This is a genomic window from Rossellomorea aquimaris (assembly GCF_001877785.1).
GTDB classification, from domain to species: Bacteria; Bacillota; Bacilli; order Bacillales; family Bacillaceae_B; genus Rossellomorea; species Rossellomorea aquimaris_A.
The window spans coordinates 313526-335777 of sequence record NZ_MINN01000106.1 but is presented as its reverse complement, the minus strand read 5'-3'; the positions used below and the strand labels follow the sequence as shown (position 1 = coordinate 335777).

The following is a 22252-nucleotide window of genomic DNA, read 5'->3' as shown; positions in this document are numbered from 1 at the left end:
TCAACTCCGCGAAGAGTTGAGCTCTTTTTGCATTCAGGTCCCTACCTTTTTTTCTTCATCCTCCGTTTTCTTCTTTTTTCCGAACCCCGGGAGGCGCACACTCGTAATCTCCTTTTCTTCAAAGAAGTTTCCGATTCTCGTAATGATGAATGTTACCAGCGTGGCAAAGATGACGATTGAATAAAACCCTGCCCCGATTCCGATCCCCACTCCACCGACATAAAAGATCATCGCCGCAGAAGTCAATCCTTTCACCCGCAATCCATCTTTCAGGATCACGCCCGCCCCCAGGAATCCGAGTCCGGATACAATTTGTGCCGCCAGACGGAGCGGGTCCATCATTTTTCCGCTGTCGGGCTGGCTGAGCATCTCCGCTCCTTCGATTGAAACGATCGTGATCAGTGTGCATGCCACCGCAACATATGTGTACGTTTTTAACCCTGCAGGCTTATTTTTCGATGTTCTATCCCACCCAATGAGGAATCCCAGTACAGCACTGACCACAATCCGGAAATAAATTTCAAAATCCCAGAAGAATCCTGACATATCATTCAATAAATGCCCCATTCCACCATCTCCTTTTACGATAAAAAGAGACCGCTCCATAAAACGAACGCAGACTTCCCCCGCCTAGCAGAAAGGAAATCATACCGTCCGCTTCATAGGGGATCTCTTTTACTCTTCCTACCAAGCCGGAACCTATACGATTGTTATACTAATCATAAACCATCATCAATATCTTTTCAATTATATTTTCGAATAATTCAGAATATAATGTAAATTACTACTATTTTCATATTGTCACACCCTTCCCAGCACTGTATGGTTAAACTACATGAAGAATATCCGGGTAGAGATGAGGAGAGCCCTGTGTCAATTGCGTGTACAAGCCGTACATGTTTTTGCCATGGGGCTCTTTCCATTTTCACATAAATAAACGTTTCATAAAGGAGGAAATGCATTGAAAAAGAACCCGCTTGCCCGGGCAGCTGCCACTCTCGTTTTAGGATTGGGATTTTTCCTGCTATTTGTCCAGAATTCTGAGGCGGAAGATCCCTCCCCCTCTCTTATCATCACGGAAATCGTCGCTAAATCGGCCGGTTCCGGACAGCCTTATGAGTATGTCGAAATCTACAACTCCACCTCAGAGGCAATCAATCTCCAAGACTATCAGCTCCAATATTTTACAAGCAATTTTTCAAGCCCGGCAAATCGATGGAAGATCTCAGACAAAGTCATCCAGCCAAAAGACTCTCTGGTCCTATGGTTAAAGAAATATGCTTATCCTGATACGCCATTATGGGATTTCAACTCGAACTATGAAAGCTCTCTTACCCCCGAAGAAGTGTTTGAAGTGAGGCTGACGACTGCAGCCCAGGGACTTAGTGACAGCGACAGGCGTAAAATAGGGATTGCTGATGCAGACGGCCATATTCTCAGTACAGCCATCATAAACGATGGTGAAGTGGATGGCATCGCAAACCGGAGTGTCATTTATAAAGCCGGCAGCTCGGCAGAAATGATGAAGATCCGTAATGGGGAAGAACCTACCCCTTCCCTGCTGCTCGCTGAACAAGTGACCGGCCCGGCGGCACCTGCAAATCTGAGTGCCGCTCCTTCAAACGGATCGGTTCTACTGGAGTGGGAGGCATCAGAAGGTGCGGTGTCATACAACATCTACCATTCTGACGGCTCGGCATTGTCATCCGATACCAACACCGCCACCATTGACGGCTTGGAAAACGGCAAGGCATACACCTTCAGGGTGACGGCAGTCAACGCAGAAGGAAACGAATCACCTGGATCGAAAGGTGTCACGGCTGTGCCGCAGGAGAACGTGGACACTGAAGCTCCCGCTGTACCGTCCGGCCTCAGGGCAATACCTGGGAAAGATCATGTTAAGCTGCAGTGGAACGCCAAAACAGAAAGCGACCTAACAGGATACCGTATCTACATTAACGGAACGATTTTCGGTACTGTTCCTGCAGACATAACAAGCATAGTCGTCTCCCCTCTCGAATTAAACAGGGAATATTCACTTACGGTCACTGCAATCGATCGGGCAGGTAACGAATCAGACGCATCCCGTCCGCTTGTGACAGGACCTTCGGAAAACGCGCCGATACCGAATCTATTAATCACTGAATTGATCGCAAACACCGATAACTATGCGGGTTATGATGCATTTGAATACTTCGAGCTTTATAACAACAGTCCGGAGCCGATTGATTTGAAGGGGTATCGATTCGCCTCTTATAACTGGGATAAAGAGATCGGAGAAAATGTTGTACTGGAGCCTTGGGAGACGGTTGTGGTCTGGACACGGAACGCTTCCATCGCCCCGATTTCACTTGAAGCGTTCAACTATAACTATTTCTATTCCTATAAAAGCAAGTATCTGACGGAAGAGGATTCGATCGTCCTCGGGGATATCGCCGGCCTGGTCAACGGAGGCAATACCCTGGCTGTTTATGATCCCGATGGCCATGAAGTGGTGAGAGCCGATTATTCGGCAGAAGACGTTACCTTGAAGGAAACCGTCACTTTTGCCTATCCAAAAGATAACACCCGCTCGATGGAAAAATTAGCGGCCAATCAGAAACCGACACCGGGATGGCTGATAGAAGATCAAGTCCCTGAACGTCCTGAACTGGATGATGAGGCGCCAGCGCCGCCATCCGGACTCCAAGCAGCTCCAGGAAGCGGAAAAGCCGATTTGAGCTGGGACGCACCAGACGCCGATGACCTGTACCGCTATCACATTTACAAAGACGGCAAACTTGAATACTCCGTCGATCCATCACAGACAGACTTTACGCTTTATACGCTGGTCGGCAATCAAACGTACACGCTGCAAGTCAGCGCCGAGGATACATCGGGGAATGTTTCCGTATTATCCGAACCGGTACAGGTGACGCCTGAACACCAGACCATCACCCAGCTGGAACGGTGGGAGCATGAAAAGGATCCTGCCTACCAGGATCTGTGGGACATCAGTTCGGATGGCCCTGTAATCGCAGGTCTGGCTCAGGGACTGGTTCCCCAGGGGTTGACCTACTATAAGAAAAAAGACTGGCTGCTGACGATCAGCTATGTCGATAATGGTATCCAGCCGGGTACGATAACCGTAACGAACCGGACGACTGGGGAACTGGTGAAATCCGTGGTCCTTTATAACACGGACGGCACTCCATACACCGGCCACGCAGGCGGAGTGACCGTCAGCCGCGATCACGGCTGGGTGGCATCCGAGAACCAGTTATTCTCCTTCAAGCTGAGCGACCTGGTCCAAGCCGAAGACAACGGGGAAATCCACTTCACCAAGCAGATTCCCTTACCGGTCGAAGCTGCCTACACCGTCTATGATGAAGGCATCCTCTGGGTCGGGGAATTCTATGAGGCCAGTTCCTATCCGACCGACCCTTCTCACCATATCCAAAACAGGGACGGAGACATGCACTATGCATGGATGACCGGTTTTGACCTGGAACGGAACAATGATGATCTGTCCGCGGAACACTGGAATGGATCACCAGACCATGAAGCAGTGCCGGATTACGTCCTGTCCACGACCGGAAAAGTCCAGGGGGCTATCATGCAGAAAGCGGCAAGGAACGGTGTAACGCTTAGCACCTCCTACGGAAGGGCCAATGACAGCGTTCTGTACCGCTACGAATACCCGCTGAAAGAGGACGCTCATGCCTATGTTGAGATTGAAGGAAAACAAGTGCCGCTGTGGTTCCTTGACGGCCATACGGCCAAACCGCGTCAGAGCATCGAAGCCATCCCGATGCCTGAAGGGATCGTGGAGGTGCAGAAAGAGCTTTACGTCGTGTTTGAATCCGGTGCGGATAAATACCGCTACACCACCACCTACCCGATGGACCGGATGCTCCGGATCGACATGAAGAAGCTGATGAAGGACGATAAAGGAATCGAATAAAAGGAAAAAGGAAGCGGCTGGGCCGCTTCCTTTTTTCATGTCGTTTTTTCCGTTAACAATCCCTTTACTGAAGGAAGCACATAATCCGGCTTCCAGGCTGCAGCCCCGAGATCCTCCCTAGTCGTGATCCCGCTGAGAACAAGCGCTGTTTTCATCCCGGCTTCGATGCCCATCCGGATATCCGTTTCCAGGCGGTCACCGATCATGACACACTCTTCAGGCCGCAGCTGCAAGATCCTCAGTGCTGCCTCAACGGTCAGTACGGACGGTTTTCCAATCTGCACATCGATCTTTTTCCCTGCCACCGCCTCCACTGCCCCGATCATGCCGGCACAGTCGGGAACATCCCCGCCCTCCAATGGACATGTTTTATCAGGGTTGGTTGCAATCAGGACAGCGCCATGCTTTACCGCCTGATAGGCAAAATTCAAATGGTCATAGTGAAAATCTCGGTCCCAGGAGAGCACCACGACATCAACCTCGGACGGGGCCATCCCCTCACGGAACCCGGCAAGGGCGAGCTCATCCTTGATCGGCTGCTCCCCGATCACATATAAAACGGCATCCGGATGATGCAGACGCAAATAATCAATCAATGTAACGGTCGGATTCAAAATGTTCTCCAGGCTTGCGTGGATGTTGAATCCGTTAAGCTTCTCCACGTAACGCTGACGCGATTCAATCGTCTTATTTGTCAGGAACAGCACTTTCTTCCCTTCATCGAGCAGGGAGTTGATCACAGTGTCTGCCCCTTCTATCAATTGCTTGCCAAGATACACGGTGCCATCCAAATCAAAAATATACCCTTTCAAATCTTTCATCGGTACCCTCCATCCAATAAGAAAAGCGTAAGCTCCTTGTTCAGCCCCGACAGGTGTTCCGACCATTGAAGTCGTTCTTTGACTTCAGCGGGCAGACCAAACGTCTCGAGGGGCTAGGCGCTGGAGCTGGCCATTTCTCAAATTTAAGTGATGCTTTCTTAAAACAATAAAAAATTCCCTGAACATGACGATTTCTCCAATTCAACAATTGGATTTCGCCATACCCAAGGAATCTCCTCATCTTTATCCTTGAATCTATTATTTATAAGTGCATGCTCATCAGATCTTCCCCGATGACAACCTTCCCTTTTCCATGCTTTGCTGCCTCTTCTTCGTATGGTTGATTGTCTGATAAATGGACCAGGACAATCTTATCGAATTTATCCAGGTCATATTTTTCGGCGATCTCAACAAGACTGCTGTGGTTGCCTGCAACTGTACGTGCGGAAGTGGCTTCATGTATTAACATATCTATATGTTCATATCCTCCGATCCGTTCGTTGATTTCCGTATCGCTGGAATAAACGGCGGTCTGCCCGGCACACTTCACTTCAAGCCCAGCAGTCGGAACTGAATGAAGTGCCTTGAAGCAGGAAAACGTCATTCCCCCGCCGCACATAAGCTCCTCTTCCTGATCCCCGTCAAAGGTTTCAATCTCAATGTCAAAGTTTATCGGCCATTTGTCGGCCTCCATCGTCTCAAGCCACTCCTGAAGCTTTTTCTTATTGCGGTAATCGCAGAAAATCCGTAAAGGCTTCTTTCTGTCCTCGAGCCACATCCCCCATAATAGGGACGGGAGCCCGTAGATATGATCGATATGAAAATGGGTGAAGACCACTGCATCAAGTTCACAGAGATCCACCTTCAGCTCCTTCAGCTTCCTGCACGGGTTGCCGCTCACATCGACGAGCACTTGATACCCGTCATTGCAAAAGCAGATTGATGTATTGTCGCGTTCTGAACCGGGATATGCGCTTCCCGTTCCTAAAAAATGAATGTCCAATTATTCCACCACCTATTTGATTCCTGAATGCATGAAGCTTGATACGAATTGTTTTTGAAAAAGGAAGAAAGCGATCACGAGCGGCATGATGACCATGACCGTCCCTGCCGCGACCATCCCCCACTGCGCTCCCGTCTCATAGGACTGGGCAAACAGTGCAAGTCCGACAGTGAGCGGACGGGACTCGACAGAATCCGTGATGATCAGCGGCCACATGAAGTTGCTCCAGTGGTGACTCACCGATACAAGGGCAAAGGCGATATAGGTCGGTTTTGCCGACGGGATATATACATGCCACAATGTCTGATACCATTTACAGCCGTCGATTTTTGATGCTTCGTCCAAATCATATGGAACCTGCTTGAACGTCTGGCGCATCAGGAACACCCCGAACGCCGATGCCCAGTACGGCATCATGACGGCAAGCTTCGTATTCACGAGCCCAAGCTGGCTGATTACCTGGTAGTTCGGGAACAGCAGGATTTCAGGCTGGATCATGAGCTGGAGCAGGAAGAGGATGAACAAAACATTTTTCCCTTTAAAATTCACCCGTGCAAAGGCATACGCAGCAAGCGTGACCGTGACCAGCTGGACGATCAGGACCCCGAACACGATGACAAACGTATTGAAGTAATACTGCATAAATGGTGCTGTATTCCACGCGTTGACATAGTTTTCGACCGTCGGGTTCGAGACCCAGAACGGAAAGCCCCCATTGATCACTTGATTCCCCGGGGAGAAAGAAGTGATGACGACCCACAGGAGGGGGATGAATGAAATGATTCCTAATACAATAATGATGCCATAGTTTACTTTTTTCATTGATTCCACCCCTCCTTAATAATGGATTTTCTTATCAAGATATAAATAGTTGAATGCGGTGATGCCAAGCATGATGACAATCAGAATGACCGTGAGGACGGCAGCTTTCCCAAGATCCCAGTTCGTAAATGCCGCTTCATAGATATAGTAGAGTAATAGATTACTTGCATTATCAGGCCCGCCTTTTGTCATTATGTACAAGTGGTCGACGTTTTTAAATGAATTCGTAATCGCCACGATCATGACAAACAGCGTCGTCGGCATCAGCAGCGGAAATGTGATATGACGGAACATCTGGAACGGTTTCGCCCCTTCCATCTCAGCCGCTTCATACACATCCCTCGGCAGATTCTGTAATCCTGCCAGGTAAAAGATCATGAAGAAACCGGCATCTTTCCAGATGATCATGACGATCATTGCGATCATGACGGTGTTCGGATTCCCCAGCCAGTTATGATCTCCCGCCCCGAATGTTTGAAGGAAGTTATCGAGCAATCCATACTGAGGGGTGTAAATGAAAAGCCAGATATTCGCCACCGCAATCAGCGGAACGATCGTTGGATAGAAAAATGACGTGCGAAGCAATGAACTCCCGGCCATTTTCTTATTCAGCCAGATGGCAAGATACATCGCCAGGAACAAACTGGTCGGCACCGTACCTACCATGAAAATGATGTTATTCAGGATGACTTTGCGAAATATCTCATCCTCGAAGACGCCTTTATACTGATCGAGTCCTGAAAACTGCAATCTCGTCATCGGACCGCTGTAGAAGCTTAACTGAATAGACTTGAGCGTCGGGTAAAAAGTAAACAGAGTCAAAAAAATGAAAGAAGGAAACAGCAGTCCGTAGGCAAACAGATTATTCCTCGCCCCGGTGCTGAGTTTTCGCTGCTTCGTCGTCATCTAACAGTCCCACCTTTCTTGTGAAAAGGAGCCCGCAGCCTTCCACCCGGGCTCCATTTCCTTCAGTCAGCCTTCTTATTGAAAAGGCTCAAGCACTTTTTCCGCCTTTTTCTGTGCATTATCCAAACCTTCATCGACCGTGCTCTGACCCGTCAGGATCGATTGGATATGGTCATTGAAGATTTTCTGAACCTCACCGTTTTGGTACGTGGCCAATTCACTATCTGCATATTCCAGCTGCTCGCGTGCCACCAATGCTGCAGGGAATTCCTCTACATACTTCTTCAACAGGTCAGTTTCATAAGCAGATTCAGTTGTCGCAACATAGCCTGTATCGATCGACCACTGCGCTACACGCTCAGGCTCTGTCAGGAACTTCATGAACTTAACGGCAGCTTCCTTGTTCGCTTTCGGAAGATCCTTGAACAAGTAGATGTTTCCGCCGCCGGTTGGTGAACCATACTGATTATTCGCCGGCAGGAAGGACACACCGAAATCAAAGTCCGCGTTATTCTTCACATTCGTCAGGTTACCCGTCGTATGATACATCATCGCCGTTTTCCCGCTTAGGAAGTCAGAAGGAACCGTCGCCCATTCTGTGACGCCTTCTGGCATGATTTTATGCTCTTTTCCAAGAGACAGCCAGAACTCCATGGCTTCTTTCGCGTAAGGTGCGTTGAAATACACTTCTTTTCCGTCCTGGGCCATGATGTTCTTCTCAGTTTGAAGCGCTAAAGCCTGGAACATCCAGTACTGATAGCCGGTACTCGGAATTTCAAGTCCCCATTGATCCTTGCCGCCATTTTTCGTCAGCTTCTTCCCGTATTCAACAAGCTGATCCCAGTTTTCAGGAGGAGCCTCGGGATCAAGCCCCGCTTCTTTGAACGCATCCTTGTTGTAGTAAAGGACGATCGTACTTCTTTGGAACGGAAGGCTGTATACCTTATCCCCGATGGAAGAGTTCGCCATGAAGCCATCATAGAAATCATCCATATACTTTTCATCAAACATCGGGTTCAATTCCTCGATCAGATCATTCTCAAGCAAAGTGAACAGGTCAATCGAGAATAACACCGCAAGCTCCGGCGCATTACCCGCCTGTGCAGATGCCATTACCTGCGTCATAGTCTCGGCATAACTGCCACCGTATTTCGCATTTACTTTGATATCTGGGTTTTCTTTTTCAAAATCAGCAACCATCCCATCCACTATCTTCGCTACATCCCCGCCGACCGCTACCGGGAACCAGAAATCAATTTCAGTCTTTCCTCCATCCCCGCCGCCGGTTTCACTGCTGCTGCATCCGGCAAGCACAACCATCAACACTAAAACGAATGATAAAACCTTGGTCTTCATGCACATTTCCTCCCCTTTGTTTTCATTTTTTTCATAAAAAAACCCATGAACAATAAACTGCACCACAAAAAAGTGTCATGCAATTCATTGGTCACAGGGATTCTCCGCATCTCTACCCTTAGACAACTACCTGTCTAAACTATATGTCTGATTATTCATAATAATACAATACATGCTAATAGTTGGCAATGAATTTCTTGATTTTTACAACAGCTTTACAAATTAACTTCTTGCTATTACTCCTTAAGTGGGTGAGAAGAAGGAAAACAAAGACACCAAAAAGTTCTTAAGGCAGTAACTAATAAATAATAAATCACCCCAGTGTATGCTTTATTAACGCTATTGATTTCCGTGCAAGACTTCGCTTTCCGCGGGTAGCCCGTGAGCCTCCTCGGTCGTACCTCCCTGTGGGGTCTCACATTAGCTACTCTTCCCGCAGGAGTCTTCGTCTTGCACTCCAATCAACTGCTGAACAAACTTAAACTAAGCGCTCATATGTACAATACCTATAAATGTCCCAACTAATTTGGCACTCTTAAAGCAGCTTGGGTTTTACCGGGCTAAATGATTTTTGTCCCCGCATCTATTATTAGCTGACATTAAAAATAAACAAGCAACCGTTCATTTGCACTCATTACTTTGCGTTTAATATGGTTCATTCCAACACTAGTTGTGTCAGCTTATCTTGTACCTTATTTATTCAGATTGAACAATTGCCTATACCGTTTCATATATATACTCATGACAAATGCACAGTTAGGAGTAATAATATGCCAAATAAAACGAATAAACAGCCAATTGAAGTGGTGAATGTGTCCAGTCCTTCCTTAAATTCAAGGCGCGGAAAATACTTTATCGGTCAAACGGGAGTGTTGAATTTCGGCGGCGGATATTCTGCATGGGGCGGTTTAGTAAATCCGATTGATTCAGGAGTCAATGTATATATCGATATTTTCACGATAACAAACTTTTCAAATCAACATTTCATCAGTGAAATCCTGTTAAACGCCGCACCTCCAAAAAATGCAGCCGTTTCCTCCAATGTAACCCCAACAAATCAGGCATTTTCTCCTTACCAACAGCCTAAAGCAGTAATGAAATATGCTGGATATTCTGCTGAGCCCATGTCAAAAGGTGTGAATATATTTGATAGGATTGTTGCTCAAAATTCCACCCTCGTAAGCGATTCACACAACGGTTCGATCATCATCGGCCCGGGAGACTCATTCTCAATCCTTCTAAGACCGCCGGGATATCAACATATTACAGGTACAATCGTTATGACCTGGTGGGAGGAAGCGGCCGATGCATGATTATGAGAAGGCAGATATGAACTTTGAGCCAAGAGTTAACGAAAAAAACATTCAGGAGGCAACTGTACTGCCGGAAAATGTTTATCACTCCTATCTTGGTGAGTACTTTCTGGGTCAAACTGATCTCATATCCTTGGGAGGAGGGTACACTGGCTGGGGCAGTCTAGTTAATCCGGCAGGGTCAAAGGTGAATATGTTTCTGAATGCTTATACCATTTCCAACTATTCAAATGAGCCATTAACAGCTGAAGCCTGGCTAAGCAGTAAACGTCCCGGTAGAGGAAAAACGTCGCCACATTTTGCTGCCGGGAACCAGGCTATTCATCCTGCCCGGATGCCTGAAGGGAAAATAAGAAACGCCAGCTTCGTATCAGGAACCCCCCAGGGCGGCACCCATGCATTCGTAAGAAGGGTTGAACCCATGCTCACCCTTACAAAACATGATTTTCAAGGCATATTCATCCTGCCTCCAGGAAGTTCCTTTACCTTATCCTTTTTATCTCCGGGGCAAAAGCAGGCATATGCACGAATCGCTTATGGGTGGTGGGAGGAAAAAGCTTAGCCATTTGACTTCTTCCAATGATCTATCCAAATAAAAAAGGTGCTTGAACCCATACTGGGATCAAACACCTTGCATTGTTTTATTTCAAAATCATCTGCGCCACACACTCCACATGCGCCGTCTGCGGAAACATATCCACCGGCTGCAAATATTCAACAGTGTACTGCTTCTTCAAATACTCAATATCCTTTGCCAGCGTAGAAGGATTACAGCTTACATACACAAACTTCTTCGGCTTCACTTCCTTGATTGTATCAAGGAACTTCTGGTCGCATCCTGTACGCGGTGGATCGACTACGACCACGTCCGGTCTCCAGCCTTCTTTTTTCCACTTCGGCATGAGTTCTTCGGCGCTTCCCACGAAGTAATCGGCATGGTTGACTCCGAATCGTTCAGCATTCTTCTTGGCGTCGTCGATTCCTTCTTTTACTACATCCATCCCGCGAATTTCTTTCGCACCGTCAGCAAGCCAGAGTCCGATTGTACCGACTCCGCAGTAAGCGTCGACAACCCTCTCTTCACCTGTCAGAGCCGCTGCTTTTTTCGCTTCGTTATAAAGCTTTATGGTCTGGATCGGGTTCAGCTGGAAGAATGCACGTGCTGAAAGTTCATAGGTGAATTCATCAAGGCGTTCTTCAATGCTTTCTTTTCCTGAGAGATGGATCGTTTCGTCGCCGAAGATGATGCCCGTCTTCTTCGGGTTGATGTTCTGGGCAATCGATACGACTTCCGGCAGGCGTTTTTCAATCTCAGATATCAGCAAATCCTTGCGAGGGATCTTTTTGTCGTTCGTTACCAGTACGACCTGCACCTGTCCAGTTTCGAATCCGACCCGCGTCACGATCGTTCTCAGGATCGGCTTTTTCTTTTTCTCATCATAGACAGGGATGTTGAAGTCGTTGATGATACGTTTGATTTCTGTTGTGACTTTGTTGGTTGCCGAGTGCTGGACGATGCATTCGTCAATGTTGATCAGCTTGTTGGAGTTCATGCTGTAGAGGCCGGCGAAGGCTTTTCCTTTATGGGTCTCTACTTGGAATTGGCTCTTGTTGCGGTAGTGCCATGGGTTGTCCATGCCGATCGTCTGACGGACATCCAGTTCGTCCAAGTTCAGTTTGGTATGACGTTCCAGGGACTGAAGGACGATATCGCGCTTTGCTTCGAGCTGACCTTCATACGTGATGTGCTGAAGCTGGCAGCCGCCGCATTCTTCATAAACGAGGCAGGGAGCCTTTGTCCGCTGCGGTGACTTCTTTCGGATTTTCTTGATGCGTGCTTCCGTGAATTTCGGGTGCACCTTGGTGACTTCGACCACCACTTCTTCCCCTGGCAGGGCTCCCGGGACGAAGACGATTTTCCGTTTAAAGAAACCGATGCCCTCACCGTTGATGCCGATCTTTTTTATCGTAAGCGGAAACTGCTGTTTCAGCTCGATCTTCACTTCATTATTGTTGCCTTGCCGTTTTTTCGTGTATTGCTTTTTCATTGATTCACGTCCGTTCTATTCGATACTTCTCCATAAATATAGGGATGCATAGCTTAAATAAGGATGCCACGGCGAGCTGAATTGTTCAAGCTCTTCCTGGGTGGGTTTTCTGTCCATTTTATATAGCAATTTAATGGCGTTCTGAATACCGATATCGGCTGTCGGAAACAGATTCGGGCGGCCGAGTCCGAACAACAGATAGCTCTGTGCCGTCCACGGTCCTATGCCGCGGATCTTTGTCAGCTCTTTAATGATGGCTTCGTCGGATTCTTGTGCAAGCTCATCCAGATTCAGTTCTCCGCTTGCCACCTTCTCCCCGAGTCCGATGACGTATTCCGCTTTCCGCTGTGAAAACTGGAGCTCCCTAAGTTCTTCCACCGTAAGTGCTGCCGTTTTTTCAGGAGATGGATAAAACCACACGCCGCCCTTCTGCCATCCGTAAGTCGTGACAAACCGGTGCGTCAGCGTGAAAGCGAACTTCAGGTTGAGCTGCTGGTGAATGATGCTCTTCACGATGCTCGCGAATGGATCGAATTCAAGGACGAGCGGCGTTCCCGCATGCTCCTCGAATATGGGCTTGAGCTCCGTTTGCAGGAAATGCTCATGCATCTCATGGAGACCTTTATGCCACTGAAATATCTCAGAGATCCGGTTGTGCTTCTCTTCCAGCATTTCATCATTTTCAAAGGTGATATTGAACTCGGGCTCCTCTGTAGTTCCGACTGCCTGCACGTTGATGACCTCTCCATCTCCATGCGTTAAGTAATAAGGCACCTTGACGCTCCGGCCTTCCTTATCCACTGCATTCAGCGGATCCAGCGAAAGCCTGTCCAGCACCCGGTCGAAATTGTACGGCCCTTCAATCCTGACATTCCTCGTTACCATCTTCTCATCCCTCCGCGTCAAAACTCGTATGTGTATTATAGCATAAGCCAGGTGTAACCTTTAAACGTAGAGCGGCGTCTAATTTGGTAGAATCAGGTAAGAAGGGATGATGGGAATGAAAAAGTTGATGGTCGCAGGGTTATTTTTGGTGATGCTGGTTGGAGGTTGTGATGAGGCGGGGGATAAGGCAGAGATTGAAGTCGGGAAACCATTTGCCCCTGCTTCAGATGATGTGGTCAATAGACATGGAAAGATAGAAAATCTGGATCAGTTTGAGGCTTTTTTCGAAAACGTACAGAACGATAAGAAAGCTCATATTCGAATTGTCAGTTATACGATTGAAGGAGACCCCATTCTCCATGACTTGGAATACGATGGTGACGTCATTCATTCTTTTGAAGATTCACGAAGGGATGCCTATGGAAGTGGTGAAACAGTAAAAATGAAATGCAGGAAAATTGAATTTACACCCTCCGACAGACAAAGCGAATATAACTTAAAAGAATGTAACAAAAAAGAATACAACAAAACTGTATTATGGTATGAATGATCCATCCTGGTTTATACACCTAGGGACGGACCACGATTGGCCCGTCCCTTCAACTTATTTCATCGCCGGATGTTCATCCAGACTTTTAAACGTGTAACCGCGTTTTTTCAGATCTTGAATCGCTTTTTCCAATGCATCGGCATTGTCCTTGGAAACGGAATGAAGCAGGATGATCGCTCCGGGATGGATCTGAGCCATGATGTTGTCATAGGAGTATCTCCAGCCGTGCTGCTCGTTCGTCTTCCAATCGACGAATGCAAGTGACCAGAAGACATGCTTGTAACCTTCTTCCTGTGCGACCTTAAGGGTACGCTCGCTGAATACGCCTCGTGGCGGGCGCAGGTACTTCATTTCTTTCTGACCGGTCAGCTCTGAGGTCTTCACCTGCACTTTTTCGAGCTCTTCGCGGATCCGCTGGTCAGTCGTAGTGGTGAAGTCCGGGTGATGCCAGGAGTGATTACCGATGATATGACCTTCTTTCACCATTCGTTTCACCAGGTCCTCTGCGCTTAACAGATAGTGTCCGGTTACGAAGAACGTCGCAGGCACTTTTTCTTTTTTAAGAACATCCAGGACTTTTTCTGTGTAACCATTTTCGTAGCCATTATCAAATGTGAGGTAAATATCCTTTTTATCAGGGGAGCCTTTATAGAAAGCCCCGTACTTTTCAAGAAGCGTGTCATATGCCGATCCAGCCTCTGCCGGTACTTCATCGCGGCTCTTCTTGAAACCCCAGCCGATCGGATTGTTCGACACGGCCTTCGCATTGGCCGGCAGGATCAGGATGAACAGGGACGAAATCAATAGGATTTTCAGTAACTTAGCCATAATAACCTTCCTTCTCATTCATTTTCTTTAGTTTTTGAGAAGTTGGAGGTTTCATGCTTACTAAAAGTATCCAAATGCTGCAGCTCGTCTAGTTTATGCTCGAAAAGTTTGGTTTTTTGCTCGGCACCTTGGATTTGTGCTCGAAAACATATGATTTGTGCTCGGATTACGGAATTTATGCTCGAGCTGTCGATTTTTCTTTAAGGCGCTGCACTTACTGAAAAGCCTGATACTCTTCACTGGCAAGTTCCTTTAATTTAGCCTTGTTTTTATCAATGAATTTCGTGACGGCTTCTTCATCATTCACATCGGGAAAATCCTTGAATTCTTCCTTCAATTCCTTTTCGACCTGCTGTCTCGTGACATCAAGTGTAGTATCCTCGATTTCAAAAGAGTATCCTTTCGAATTAGGAACTAAAAGCGCCAGATAAATGGCATTATAATAAAAGTTCTGCTTATCGACATTTTTCCCATTGAACCAGTACTTATTGAACTGCTCTTGTGAGATGCCGGATCCTTCTTCAAGACCATATGTAACCTTGATTCTTTCAGCGGACAAGTCGATTCCCTTCACGGTTTCACCGCCTGGCAAGCTTTGAACGATGCTGTATACTTTATTATTGTCCCCGACATAGGTTCCGGTCATTTTCTTTAACTTTTCCATATTTACATTTTCTATTTTCGTAATTTTAACCTTATGCGCCGGCTCGCTGCAGGCTGCAAGAATTACTGCCGCAGCAAGTATCAAGATGAAGATTGCTGTAATCCGTTTCATAAGATCCCTCCATTTCCCCGTAGTATACTAAAGATGGCGATTGTTGGAAAGTTCTTCAGTATATTCGTAAATAAAAAAAACAGCAGGAAATCCCATGCTGCTTTCAGTGACCTCCCGAACTCCCGCGGTGATCACCTCCAGTATAATTACTATCTTCCCCGGGCTTCGCACCCGGATTGATTCCATGCAGATGATCATCATTTTCCCTCCGCTTTCTCCGAACATCAATCAGATAAGCAAAAATCAAAATCCCTGCAATCATGATCCAGAACCACCACATAGTCGGACGCCTCCTTTTTTACTATTTTATGTAATTCCGATTCCGGCAATCATTAAAACTCTACATAAAATGGGTGAGTCCCTTCATCCAGGCAGTATCTAATCCGTTCCCTGAAATTCAGAAACGATACCATTTCCAATGCCTCTTCCACCGGGAAGAAGCCGACCTCGAGACTTTCCTCAGAAATAGTCAACGTCCCGCCGACAGGCTTTGCCAAAAACAATGTGTTGCAGATGGACGCATTCACGTTTTGAAAAATCCCGCAGAACTTCGTGATCTCAACTTCAATCCCGGATTCCTCGATTGTTTCCCTGATGGCCGCTTCCTTCAGTGATTCGCCTTCCTCTACCTGGCCGCCCGGCATTTCCCAGCCTCTATCCGGTCCTTTGATCAACAACAATTCACCCTTCTCATTCAAGACGATTGTGGCGGCAGAGACGATATGTTTTGGCGTTGTAAAGGTTTGCTGCGCGTGTTGATTTTTGCTCATAGTACTTCCTCCTTTCAAAACGCATCAATTATCCTTATTTTACCACAAGCACCCGGTGCACTGACCGTTATTTCCAATAACCTCCATAAAAAAAAACGCCCCGGGCATAAAACCCGAAGACGCTGTTCTTCTATTATTTAAATACCGGTTCCTTGAACTGAGCCAATTTTTCCAGTGATGATTTATCGACCTCTTCGTGCAGTGAGTTCCCGTGTGAATCCATTGTCACGACCGCAGTGAACCCTTCTACACTCAGGTGCCACATGGCTTCAGGGATACCGAACTGCATCAAATCGACACCATCCACACCTTTGATGCAGTCAGCATAGTACTGAGCTGCTCCGCCGATTGCATTTAGGTAAACACCGCCGTGCTCCTTAAGTGCAGCAAGCGTCTTAGGCCCCATGCCGCCTTTTCCGATGACTGCGCGGATGCCGAATCGCTTCATGATATCGCCCTGGTAAGGCTCCTCGCGAATCGATGTCGTCGGGCCGGCCGCTTTCACGTGCCAGTTGCCTTCATCGTCCTTCAGCATGACCGGTCCGCAGTGGTAGATGATCTGTCCGTCGAGGTCTACCGGCGCATCGTTGTCACTCAAGTATTTGTGGATCGCGTCGCGGCCCGTGTACATGCGGCCGTTGATTTTCACTACGTCTCCCACTTTAAGTTCGCGGATCTGCTCTTCCGTGATCGGTGCTTGAAGCGTCACCACATTCGGCGCCTCACCGGCATCAGCAGCTGCCGTCTCAAGTTCAATTTCGGACCCTTGAGTAAGATCGATCTTCTCGCCTTCCTGATAGAACCACTCAGCGATTCCACCTTCGGCATCAAGTTTCACACCGAGACGGCGGAACGCCCAGCAGTTGTAGGCAACCGATACGAAGAAGCTTGCCGGAATGCGGTTCATCACGCCGACCTTACAGCCAAGAAGCGTCGTTTCCCCTCCGAAGCCCATTGTACCGATGCCAAGTTCGTTTGCATTGTCCATCACGTATTCTTCGAGTTTGCGAAGATCTTCATTAGGATTCACGTCATCCACTGAACGGAATAACTGTGCCTTAGCAAGATCATATCCCGACGAGCGGTCTCCCCCGATACCGACTCCGATGAATCCTGCGCTGCAGCCCTGCCCCTGTGCCTGATACACGGAGTGCATCACGCATTTTCGGATCCCGTCAAGGTCACGGCCCGCTCTGCCAAGGCCTTCAAGCTCACATGGCAGGCTGTACTGGATGTTTTTATTTTCACAGCCGCCGCCTTTTAAGATAAGGCGTGCGTCCACATAATCTTTTTCCCACTGCTCGAACTTGATGACAGGAGTACCCAGACCCAGGTTGTCCCCAGAATTAGCACCAGTGAGGGAATCAACTGAGTTCGGGCGCAGTTTCCCGTCCTTCGTTGCCTGTACCATCGCCGCATAGATCGCATCTTTGATTTCCAGTTGATTCACACCGACCGGAGTCTTTATTTTAAATGTAGGAAGCCCTGTATCCTGACAAATCGGAGATACATTGTCATCCGCCATCTTTACGTTATTCGAAATCGTATCAAGGCTCATCGCCGCCCGCGTCCCCGCATTCTCACGCTCTTTTGCAGAACGGATCGCACGGCGCACATCCTTCGGCAGGTTCGTGGACGTTTCCACGATCAAGTCATACATACTTTGCTGCAATGTCTCTTTATTCATCATTCTTCCCCTTTCCCCTCTACCAATTGAATTGTATAAACGATTCATGATTTTTCACCAATCATTATACTCCTATAAGAATCGGATTGAAAGGGATTTCACAAAGGAAATTCCTTTTGGTAATAACAGGACACCTCATCCTCATGAGTCTCGGAATACCCGTTCTTTTTATAAAAATGGATGGCGTCCGCCCACTGTTTATTCGTCTCAAGAATCAGCTTCCTAGCGCCCAGTGCCTGTGCCTTATTTTCCAAATGAGCGAGCATCCGCCGGCCGAGACCGTGCTTCCGGTAAGGCTTCAACACAGACATCCTCACGACCTGAAAAGTATCTTCGGATTCCCTCCTGATCGCCCCGGTACAAATCATTCTATCCCCGTCCATCCCCACATAAAATAAATCGTCCTCCTGCATGTACTCACTCCAGATATCCTGTATGTCTGGGTTCAGGGTATGGTCGATGAAACCGAACCGCTCAAGGAATCCGGCCAGGATGACTTCCTTTGCTGCGGGGCACTGCTCTTTTTGTATCGCATGGATTTGCATATGTATCTCTCCTTTATAAGTGAACCACTGTTATGTATTTGACTAAAATCGGTGTAATCCCTTCTGGGCTCAGAGGAATTATGACAGGGTTCATCATTTTCCGGGAAATATCGATATTATTTTTTCGGTGCCAGGAACAATGGTGGGGAATTGTTCCTGGCACAGCAGGAAGTAATTGTACCTGGTACAAAGGGGATCGGATGTACCTGGTACAACAAGCTTAATTTGTACCAGGTACAAATCACCTGAAATGTACCTGGTACCGATCACCATTCCCGAGCCTGGCTCAATTACCTCATTTTGAGCCTGGCTCAAATCCACTCAATTGAGTCAGGCTCAAAACATCAAATCTGAGCCAGGCTCAAGAAAATCCCACTCCCCAACAATAAAAAAAGAGTCCCATCACCAGGACTCTTATTCGCTCTTCTTAAATTGTTCGCATTTCGTCTCTATATCATCGATCATGGAAATCAGGCGGTCGATATCTTCCACATCGGCCTGTTCAGGGTCGATGGAATCCAGCACATCTACAAACAGATTCAAACGCTGTTTCAGGTAGTCTACCTGTGAGTTTTTATCATTTACGGCTTTGCCCAAGAGAATCTCTCCTTTCATACCTTTATCATGGTAACCAATAACTTTCGGATTGACAAGGGGTCAGCAGTTTTCAATAATGAGTTAGTGACTTATTGTAAAGGAGTTTTTACTATATGAAATCAACCACTCTCTCCAAGAAGATGTCGATTGACCATGACCCTTGGGAGGCATATCTCGATATTGAGGAGCACGGGGGCATTACGCTTTCCAACATCGAATTTACGACAACTACGCTCTGCAATATGCGCTGTGAGCACTGTGCAGTCGGTTACACGCTGACGCCAAAGGATCCCGAGACACTGCCGATGGATACCGTGTTTCAGCGCCTTGATGAAATTACGACGCTTCGTTCTCTTAGTATTACTGGCGGGGAGCCGATGCTTTCCAAGAAATCGGTGGAACATGTGGTGCTGCCGCTATTGAAGTATGCGCATTCGAGGGGTGTACATACACAGATTAATTCGAATCTGCCCCTGGACCTTGACCGTTATTTGTTGATTGCCCCTTATCTAGATGTTTTACATATTTCCCACAACTGGGGCACTACCGATGAATTCATCGATGTCGGCTTTGCAAATATGGAGCGGAAGCCGACACGGGAGCAGCGCCAGAAGCTGTTTGACCGGATGATTGAGAACAGCCGTGCTCTTTCGGAAGCAGGGGTGCTTGTTTCTGCTGAAACGATGCTGAATAAAAACACGCTGCCTTATCTCGGAAAAATCCACCGCCAGGTTGTCGATGAGATGAAATGCGGCCGACACGAAATCCATCCTATGTATCCTTCAGATTTCGCTTCGAGCCTCGAGACCCTGTCACTTGATGAGACGAGGGATGCCATTAAAAGCATCCTGGAATTCCGTGATGAAAATGTGTGGATGTTGTTCGGTACGCTGCCATTCTATCCATGCAGCACCTCGGAAGAAGACCGTGCCTTATTGAAGCAGCTGTTCTCAGCCAAAAATGTAAGTGTGCGAAATGATCCCGATGGCCGCTCGCGATTGAACGTAAATATTTTCACCGGCGACGTCATTGTAACCGACTTCGGTGATACGCCGCCGCTTGGAAACATTACGAATGACTCACTGCCAGATATTTTCGATAAATGGCAGGAAGAGGAGCTTGCGAAGGAATTGAACTGCTACTGCCCGGCAGCTAAATGTCTCGGACCGAATGTACTGGTGAAGTCCATGTATTATGAGAATGTGGATTTTTCTAAAAGAAAAGCGTTGATTGAGCGGTGATGACCGTGTGCCCGGCTTCCTGGTGGAGCCGGTTTTTTTGCGTCTGTTTATTGGGCCTGTCTCATGATTATTGCGCCGGTTTCCCGGTAATCACCTCCATAATAATTGCGACACTTTCCCTATTACTGTGTAACTCACTTTCCCTATTACTGTGCAACTCACAATCAGAATCGAAGGCTGTGTGCTGCTTCACTCAAAACAAAAAAACACCCCGGAAAGAAATAATCCGAAGTGTTTCTTATTTAATCGTCTTTTCGTCAATCGGTGCTGGTTCACGTGCCGCCTTCTCAAATGGCTGTTCACCTAAACCGTAGCGCTTGATTCGTTCTGCGTAATACTTCGCGCGTCTGGATCCGAACCAGATTCTCATAGCCGTAGCCAGCACGAGCACAGCTCCGAATACTAATAAATATTCCATTTCAATTCACCTCCATATATTTAGAGTATTCTGAATATTATAACATATATCAGAAATGTTTCATAGGGGTTGAGGGAATTAATTCTTTTCCCTTTTTCGACAAATAGTAAACCTTTTTATTTACAAATAGTCGAAGGTTCACCTGAAACAAGGTTACTTTATTTTCTAATATTTGGTATAATTCTTTGTAATGTTTTTTATAATTAGTAACGATTCTAGATCGGTCAACGTTCCATATATTCACAATGCAATACGAACCATTTATAAATAATTGCAGGAGGAATGACAGGTGGCAATGGGCGTAGCATTTTTCATAAGCGTCATGGCACTGATCTTTGGATTTTATTTAAGTAAAGGCCATTCGGTCAAAAGAAAGCTGATCACCTGGGGCATTGTATTCATGGCGGGCTTGGCTCCGTTCTTCTCCTTTCTTTGCGGCATAGCATTCGGCATCAGGGTCGGGGATGGATTTGCCGGAGGGGCTGTGATGGTCATGCTCTTCGTCCTCTTTTTCCTTATCGGTCTCATCCTTACAGCTTTCGGTATTTTTAAAAAGCGCAAGCCGCCACTGAACTCACACACCTAAAACAAGGTCTGTTCCTTAGCACATTAATATGTTAAGGAACAGACCTTTTGAATGGGAGCTTGTGAATTAATCTACTGAAGGACCTCCTTGAGGAATGACCTTCTCTTTTATCTCGGTACTTCGCTTGCCATAAATCCGAAATGCACGTGATCCTGGATCGGAATCCAGGCTCCTACTCCTTGAGAGGTAACGTTTTTGACAATAACGGAACGCTTTGTACCCTTCATCTGCAGATATACTTCTCCATATGTCACTTTTCCTTTTTCATTGATGGCAGGTGCGTATGCATACAGATAGCCCAGGCGTTTTGGTGAAATATTATAAACCTGGTTCTTTTTCGTACCTGCACCGACGATCGTCTGGAACGCAAGCGGCAGTTGGGAGTTGTCCATGGCTTTTATCATCATCATTTTTTCTACGTCATCCGCATGCGGCACTTTCGCTGTCAGCCCGCCTTTTACTACTTTCTGCGCTTCTTGAACGTAGTGGATTTGATAGTTGCCTTTTCCACCGCGGTTATCATAGTAATTCGTGTTGATCTTCTGGTATTCCCAGTTCGGGGATGTCTCGGTTGAAGCATAGTTGAGCGGCCATTCCCCGAGATAGATGGTTGCACGCAATCCGATGGTCGGCGCTTTATTGATGGAAGATTCATTCAGGATGCGGATCAGGTTTGGGTTTTCAATTTTAACATTTGCTGTATCCAAGAGCTCTTGGGTAAATTCGCTGGGCTGCAGATACGGCTGATCCTGTGTTGAATTTGGGTATGTGTTTTCTTTTGCAATGTCCAGGACGGAATTTGGAATTGTGACTTTTCCTGAATCAGCATCTTTTCTCGGAGCGGGACTTTTTTCTGCATGAGTGCCGGTAGACACTACAAGGAATGCGAGTATAAACATAAGAACTGTACGCATTAGCTTCATGGTATAGTCTCCTTTCAACTTAAACTTAAGGGTTTGCCCTTAGTTTTTTCTTTGTTGCAGGAGCTTATCCACGGAAAAATAAAATCTTATAACTGAAAGAATATTTACAAAATTCGATAATTATTTTATAATGAAGTCACCTGGAGGGTTGTCAGACATCTTGGAATGCTGGCAGTTTTTCATAAATCATTTTCTATTTTCCCAAAGAAGCAGCGGTTCCCTAAACGGGGAACCG

At 46.9% G+C, this 22252-nt stretch carries 23 protein-coding genes; 6 read left to right on the top strand and 17 right to left on the bottom strand.

What is annotated here, in order from left to right; genetic code table 11:
• Positions 1-33: 33 nt before the first annotated feature.
• A complete protein-coding gene (locus BHE18_RS16495) occupies positions 34-567 on the bottom strand; it encodes an MgtC/SapB family protein (protein WP_083573840.1) in 534 nt (177 codons plus the stop codon).
• 394 nt (positions 568-961) lie between these two features.
• On the opposite strand from BHE18_RS16495, the gene BHE18_RS16490 reads away from it, so the two are divergent.
• A complete protein-coding gene (locus tag BHE18_RS16490; RefSeq protein WP_071619604.1) occupies positions 962-3943 on the top strand; it encodes a lamin tail domain-containing protein in 2982 nt (993 codons plus the stop codon).
• Positions 3944-3978: 35 nt separating this feature from the next.
• Here the strand turns inward: BHE18_RS16490 and BHE18_RS16485 are convergent, their stop codons facing one another.
• The 5 genes from BHE18_RS16485 to BHE18_RS16465 all read right to left on the bottom strand — a co-directional run bounded on the left by BHE18_RS16485 (position 3979) and on the right by BHE18_RS16465 (position 8851).
• Positions 3979-4764: an HAD-IIA family hydrolase gene (locus BHE18_RS16485; protein ID WP_071619603.1), complete on the bottom strand. Its 786-nt coding sequence runs from the start codon at positions 4762-4764 to the stop codon at positions 3979-3981.
• Between the two features lie 262 nt (positions 4765-5026).
• The gene (locus tag BHE18_RS16480; protein ID WP_071619602.1) at positions 5027-5767 is read right to left on the bottom strand and encodes an MBL fold metallo-hydrolase; all 741 of its coding nucleotides are present in this window, start codon (positions 5765-5767) and stop codon (positions 5027-5029) included.
• Between the two features lie 12 nt (positions 5768-5779).
• Positions 5780-6589, bottom strand: a complete 810-nt coding sequence (locus tag BHE18_RS16475) for a carbohydrate ABC transporter permease (RefSeq protein WP_071619601.1) — start codon at positions 6587-6589, stop codon at positions 5780-5782.
• Positions 6590-6604: 15 nt separating this feature from the next.
• Positions 6605-7495, bottom strand: a complete 891-nt coding sequence (locus tag BHE18_RS16470; RefSeq protein ID WP_071619600.1) for a carbohydrate ABC transporter permease — start codon at positions 7493-7495, stop codon at positions 6605-6607.
• A gap of 75 nt (positions 7496-7570) precedes the next feature.
• Positions 7571-8851: an ABC transporter substrate-binding protein gene (locus BHE18_RS16465; RefSeq protein ID WP_141771905.1), complete on the bottom strand. Its 1281-nt coding sequence runs from the start codon at positions 8849-8851 to the stop codon at positions 7571-7573.
• 770 nt (positions 8852-9621) lie between these two features.
• Here BHE18_RS16465 and BHE18_RS16460 point away from each other — a divergent pair.
• Both BHE18_RS16460 and BHE18_RS16455 read left to right on the top strand, forming a co-directional pair.
• On the top strand, positions 9622-10164 hold the full coding sequence (locus tag BHE18_RS16460; RefSeq protein ID WP_071619599.1) for a DUF6143 family protein: 543 nt from the start codon (positions 9622-9624) through the stop codon (positions 10162-10164).
• Complete coding sequence (locus BHE18_RS16455) at positions 10157-10726, top strand: DUF6143 family protein (RefSeq protein WP_083573839.1); 570 nt, start codon at positions 10157-10159, stop codon at positions 10724-10726. Before BHE18_RS16460 ends, BHE18_RS16455 begins: the two co-directional genes overlap by 8 nt.
• A gap of 79 nt (positions 10727-10805) precedes the next feature.
• On the opposite strand, the gene rlmD is transcribed toward BHE18_RS16455, so the two are convergent.
• Positions 10806-12212 (bottom strand): 23S rRNA (uracil(1939)-C(5))-methyltransferase RlmD, encoded by a 1407-nt coding sequence (gene rlmD / locus BHE18_RS16450; protein ID WP_071619598.1) that lies wholly within the window; start codon positions 12210-12212, stop codon positions 10806-10808.
• Between the two features lie 15 nt (positions 12213-12227).
• Positions 12228-13097 (bottom strand): DNA-3-methyladenine glycosylase family protein, encoded by an 870-nt coding sequence (locus BHE18_RS16445; protein ID WP_071619597.1) that lies wholly within the window; start codon positions 13095-13097, stop codon positions 12228-12230.
• Between the two features lie 115 nt (positions 13098-13212).
• On the opposite strand from BHE18_RS16445, the gene BHE18_RS16440 reads away from it, so the two are divergent.
• The gene (locus BHE18_RS16440; RefSeq protein WP_171910733.1) at positions 13213-13647 is read left to right on the top strand and encodes a DUF4362 domain-containing protein; all 435 of its coding nucleotides are present in this window, start codon (positions 13213-13215) and stop codon (positions 13645-13647) included.
• A 54-nt stretch (positions 13648-13701) separates the two neighbouring features.
• Here BHE18_RS16440 and pdaA read toward each other — a convergent pair whose 3' ends face one another.
• The 7 genes from pdaA to BHE18_RS16410 form a co-directional block, all read right to left on the bottom strand.
• A complete protein-coding gene (gene pdaA / locus BHE18_RS16435) occupies positions 13702-14475 on the bottom strand; it encodes a delta-lactam-biosynthetic de-N-acetylase (RefSeq protein ID WP_071619595.1) in 774 nt (257 codons plus the stop codon).
• Positions 14476-14689: 214 nt separating this feature from the next.
• Positions 14690-15250 carry a DUF4825 domain-containing protein gene (locus tag BHE18_RS16430; RefSeq protein ID WP_071619594.1) on the bottom strand — a complete coding sequence of 187 codons (561 nt, stop codon included), beginning with the start codon at positions 15248-15250 and terminating at the stop codon, positions 14690-14692.
• A 103-nt stretch (positions 15251-15353) separates the two neighbouring features.
• A complete protein-coding gene (locus tag BHE18_RS23310; RefSeq protein ID WP_171910732.1) occupies positions 15354-15530 on the bottom strand; it encodes a hypothetical protein in 177 nt (58 codons plus the stop codon).
• 52 nt (positions 15531-15582) lie between these two features.
• Positions 15583-16020 carry an NUDIX hydrolase gene (locus BHE18_RS16425; protein ID WP_071619593.1) on the bottom strand — a complete coding sequence of 146 codons (438 nt, stop codon included), beginning with the start codon at positions 16018-16020 and terminating at the stop codon, positions 15583-15585.
• Between the two features lie 133 nt (positions 16021-16153).
• Positions 16154-17707: a fumarate hydratase gene (locus BHE18_RS16420; RefSeq protein WP_071619661.1), complete on the bottom strand. Its 1554-nt coding sequence runs from the start codon at positions 17705-17707 to the stop codon at positions 16154-16156.
• Positions 17708-17805: 98 nt separating this feature from the next.
• Positions 17806-18252: a GNAT family N-acetyltransferase gene (locus tag BHE18_RS16415; RefSeq protein WP_071619592.1), complete on the bottom strand. Its 447-nt coding sequence runs from the start codon at positions 18250-18252 to the stop codon at positions 17806-17808.
• Positions 18253-18666: 414 nt separating this feature from the next.
• A complete protein-coding gene (locus BHE18_RS16410) occupies positions 18667-18849 on the bottom strand; it encodes an SE1561 family protein (RefSeq protein WP_032085683.1) in 183 nt (60 codons plus the stop codon).
• A gap of 113 nt (positions 18850-18962) precedes the next feature.
• On the opposite strand from BHE18_RS16410, the gene yfkAB reads away from it, so the two are divergent.
• The gene (yfkAB, locus tag BHE18_RS16405; protein WP_071619591.1) at positions 18963-20090 is read left to right on the top strand and encodes a radical SAM/CxCxxxxC motif protein YfkAB; all 1128 of its coding nucleotides are present in this window, start codon (positions 18963-18965) and stop codon (positions 20088-20090) included.
• Positions 20091-20328: 238 nt separating this feature from the next.
• Here the strand turns inward: yfkAB and BHE18_RS16400 are convergent, their stop codons facing one another.
• Positions 20329-20508: a hypothetical protein gene (locus BHE18_RS16400; RefSeq protein ID WP_032085681.1), complete on the bottom strand. Its 180-nt coding sequence runs from the start codon at positions 20506-20508 to the stop codon at positions 20329-20331.
• A gap of 289 nt (positions 20509-20797) precedes the next feature.
• On the opposite strand from BHE18_RS16400, the gene BHE18_RS16395 reads away from it, so the two are divergent.
• Positions 20798-21094, top strand: coding sequence for a hypothetical protein (locus BHE18_RS16395; protein WP_071619590.1), 297 nt, complete (start codon positions 20798-20800; stop codon positions 21092-21094).
• A gap of 107 nt (positions 21095-21201) precedes the next feature.
• On the opposite strand, the gene BHE18_RS16390 is transcribed toward BHE18_RS16395, so the two are convergent.
• Entirely contained in the window at positions 21202-22017 is an 816-nt protein-coding gene (locus BHE18_RS16390) for a YfkD famly protein (protein ID WP_071619589.1), read from the bottom strand.
• Positions 22018-22252 lie beyond the last annotated feature (235 nt).

Excerpts from the sequence above, each read along its gene's own strand:
- BHE18_RS16430 (WP_071619594.1), bottom strand. The coding sequence starts at position 15,250 with ATGAAACGGATTACAGCAATCTTCATCTTGATACTTGCTGCGGCAGTA.
- BHE18_RS16475 (WP_071619601.1), bottom strand. The coding sequence starts at position 6,589 with ATGAAAAAAGTAAACTATGGCATCATTATTGTATTAGGAATCATTTCA.
- BHE18_RS16400 (WP_032085681.1), bottom strand. The coding sequence starts at position 20,508 with ATGGAATATTTATTAGTATTCGGAGCTGTGCTCGTGCTGGCTACGGCT.
- BHE18_RS16460 (WP_071619599.1), top strand. The coding sequence starts at position 9,622 with ATGCCAAATAAAACGAATAAACAGCCAATTGAAGTGGTGAATGTGTCC.
- BHE18_RS16415 (WP_071619592.1), bottom strand. The coding sequence starts at position 18,252 with ATGCAAATCCATGCGATACAAAAAGAGCAGTGCCCCGCAGCAAAGGAA.
- BHE18_RS16455 (WP_083573839.1), top strand. The coding sequence starts at position 10,157 with ATGCATGATTATGAGAAGGCAGATATGAACTTTGAGCCAAGAGTTAAC.
- BHE18_RS16495 (WP_083573840.1), bottom strand. The coding sequence starts at position 567 with ATGGGGCATTTATTGAATGATATGTCAGGATTCTTCTGGGATTTTGAA.
- pdaA (WP_071619595.1), bottom strand. The coding sequence starts at position 14,475 with ATGGCTAAGTTACTGAAAATCCTATTGATTTCGTCCCTGTTCATCCTG.
- rlmD (WP_071619598.1), bottom strand. The coding sequence starts at position 12,212 with ATGAAAAAGCAATACACGAAAAAACGGCAAGGCAACAATAATGAAGTG.
- BHE18_RS16465 (WP_141771905.1), bottom strand. The coding sequence starts at position 8,851 with ATGAAGACCAAGGTTTTATCATTCGTTTTAGTGTTGATGGTTGTGCTT.
- BHE18_RS16470 (WP_071619600.1), bottom strand. The coding sequence starts at position 7,495 with ATGACGACGAAGCAGCGAAAACTCAGCACCGGGGCGAGGAATAATCTG.
- BHE18_RS23310 (WP_171910732.1), bottom strand. The coding sequence starts at position 15,530 with ATGTGGTGGTTCTGGATCATGATTGCAGGGATTTTGATTTTTGCTTAT.
- BHE18_RS16390 (WP_071619589.1), bottom strand. The coding sequence starts at position 22,017 with ATGAAGCTAATGCGTACAGTTCTTATGTTTATACTCGCATTCCTTGTA.
- BHE18_RS16425 (WP_071619593.1), bottom strand. The coding sequence starts at position 16,020 with ATGAGCAAAAATCAACACGCGCAGCAAACCTTTACAACGCCAAAACAT.
- BHE18_RS16445 (WP_071619597.1), bottom strand. The coding sequence starts at position 13,097 with ATGGTAACGAGGAATGTCAGGATTGAAGGGCCGTACAATTTCGACCGG.
- BHE18_RS16440 (WP_171910733.1), top strand. The coding sequence starts at position 13,213 with ATGAAAAAGTTGATGGTCGCAGGGTTATTTTTGGTGATGCTGGTTGGA.
- BHE18_RS16485 (WP_071619603.1), bottom strand. The coding sequence starts at position 4,764 with ATGAAAGATTTGAAAGGGTATATTTTTGATTTGGATGGCACCGTGTAT.
- BHE18_RS16420 (WP_071619661.1), bottom strand. The coding sequence starts at position 17,707 with ATGAATAAAGAGACATTGCAGCAAAGTATGTATGACTTGATCGTGGAA.
- yfkAB (WP_071619591.1), top strand. The coding sequence starts at position 18,963 with ATGAAATCAACCACTCTCTCCAAGAAGATGTCGATTGACCATGACCCT.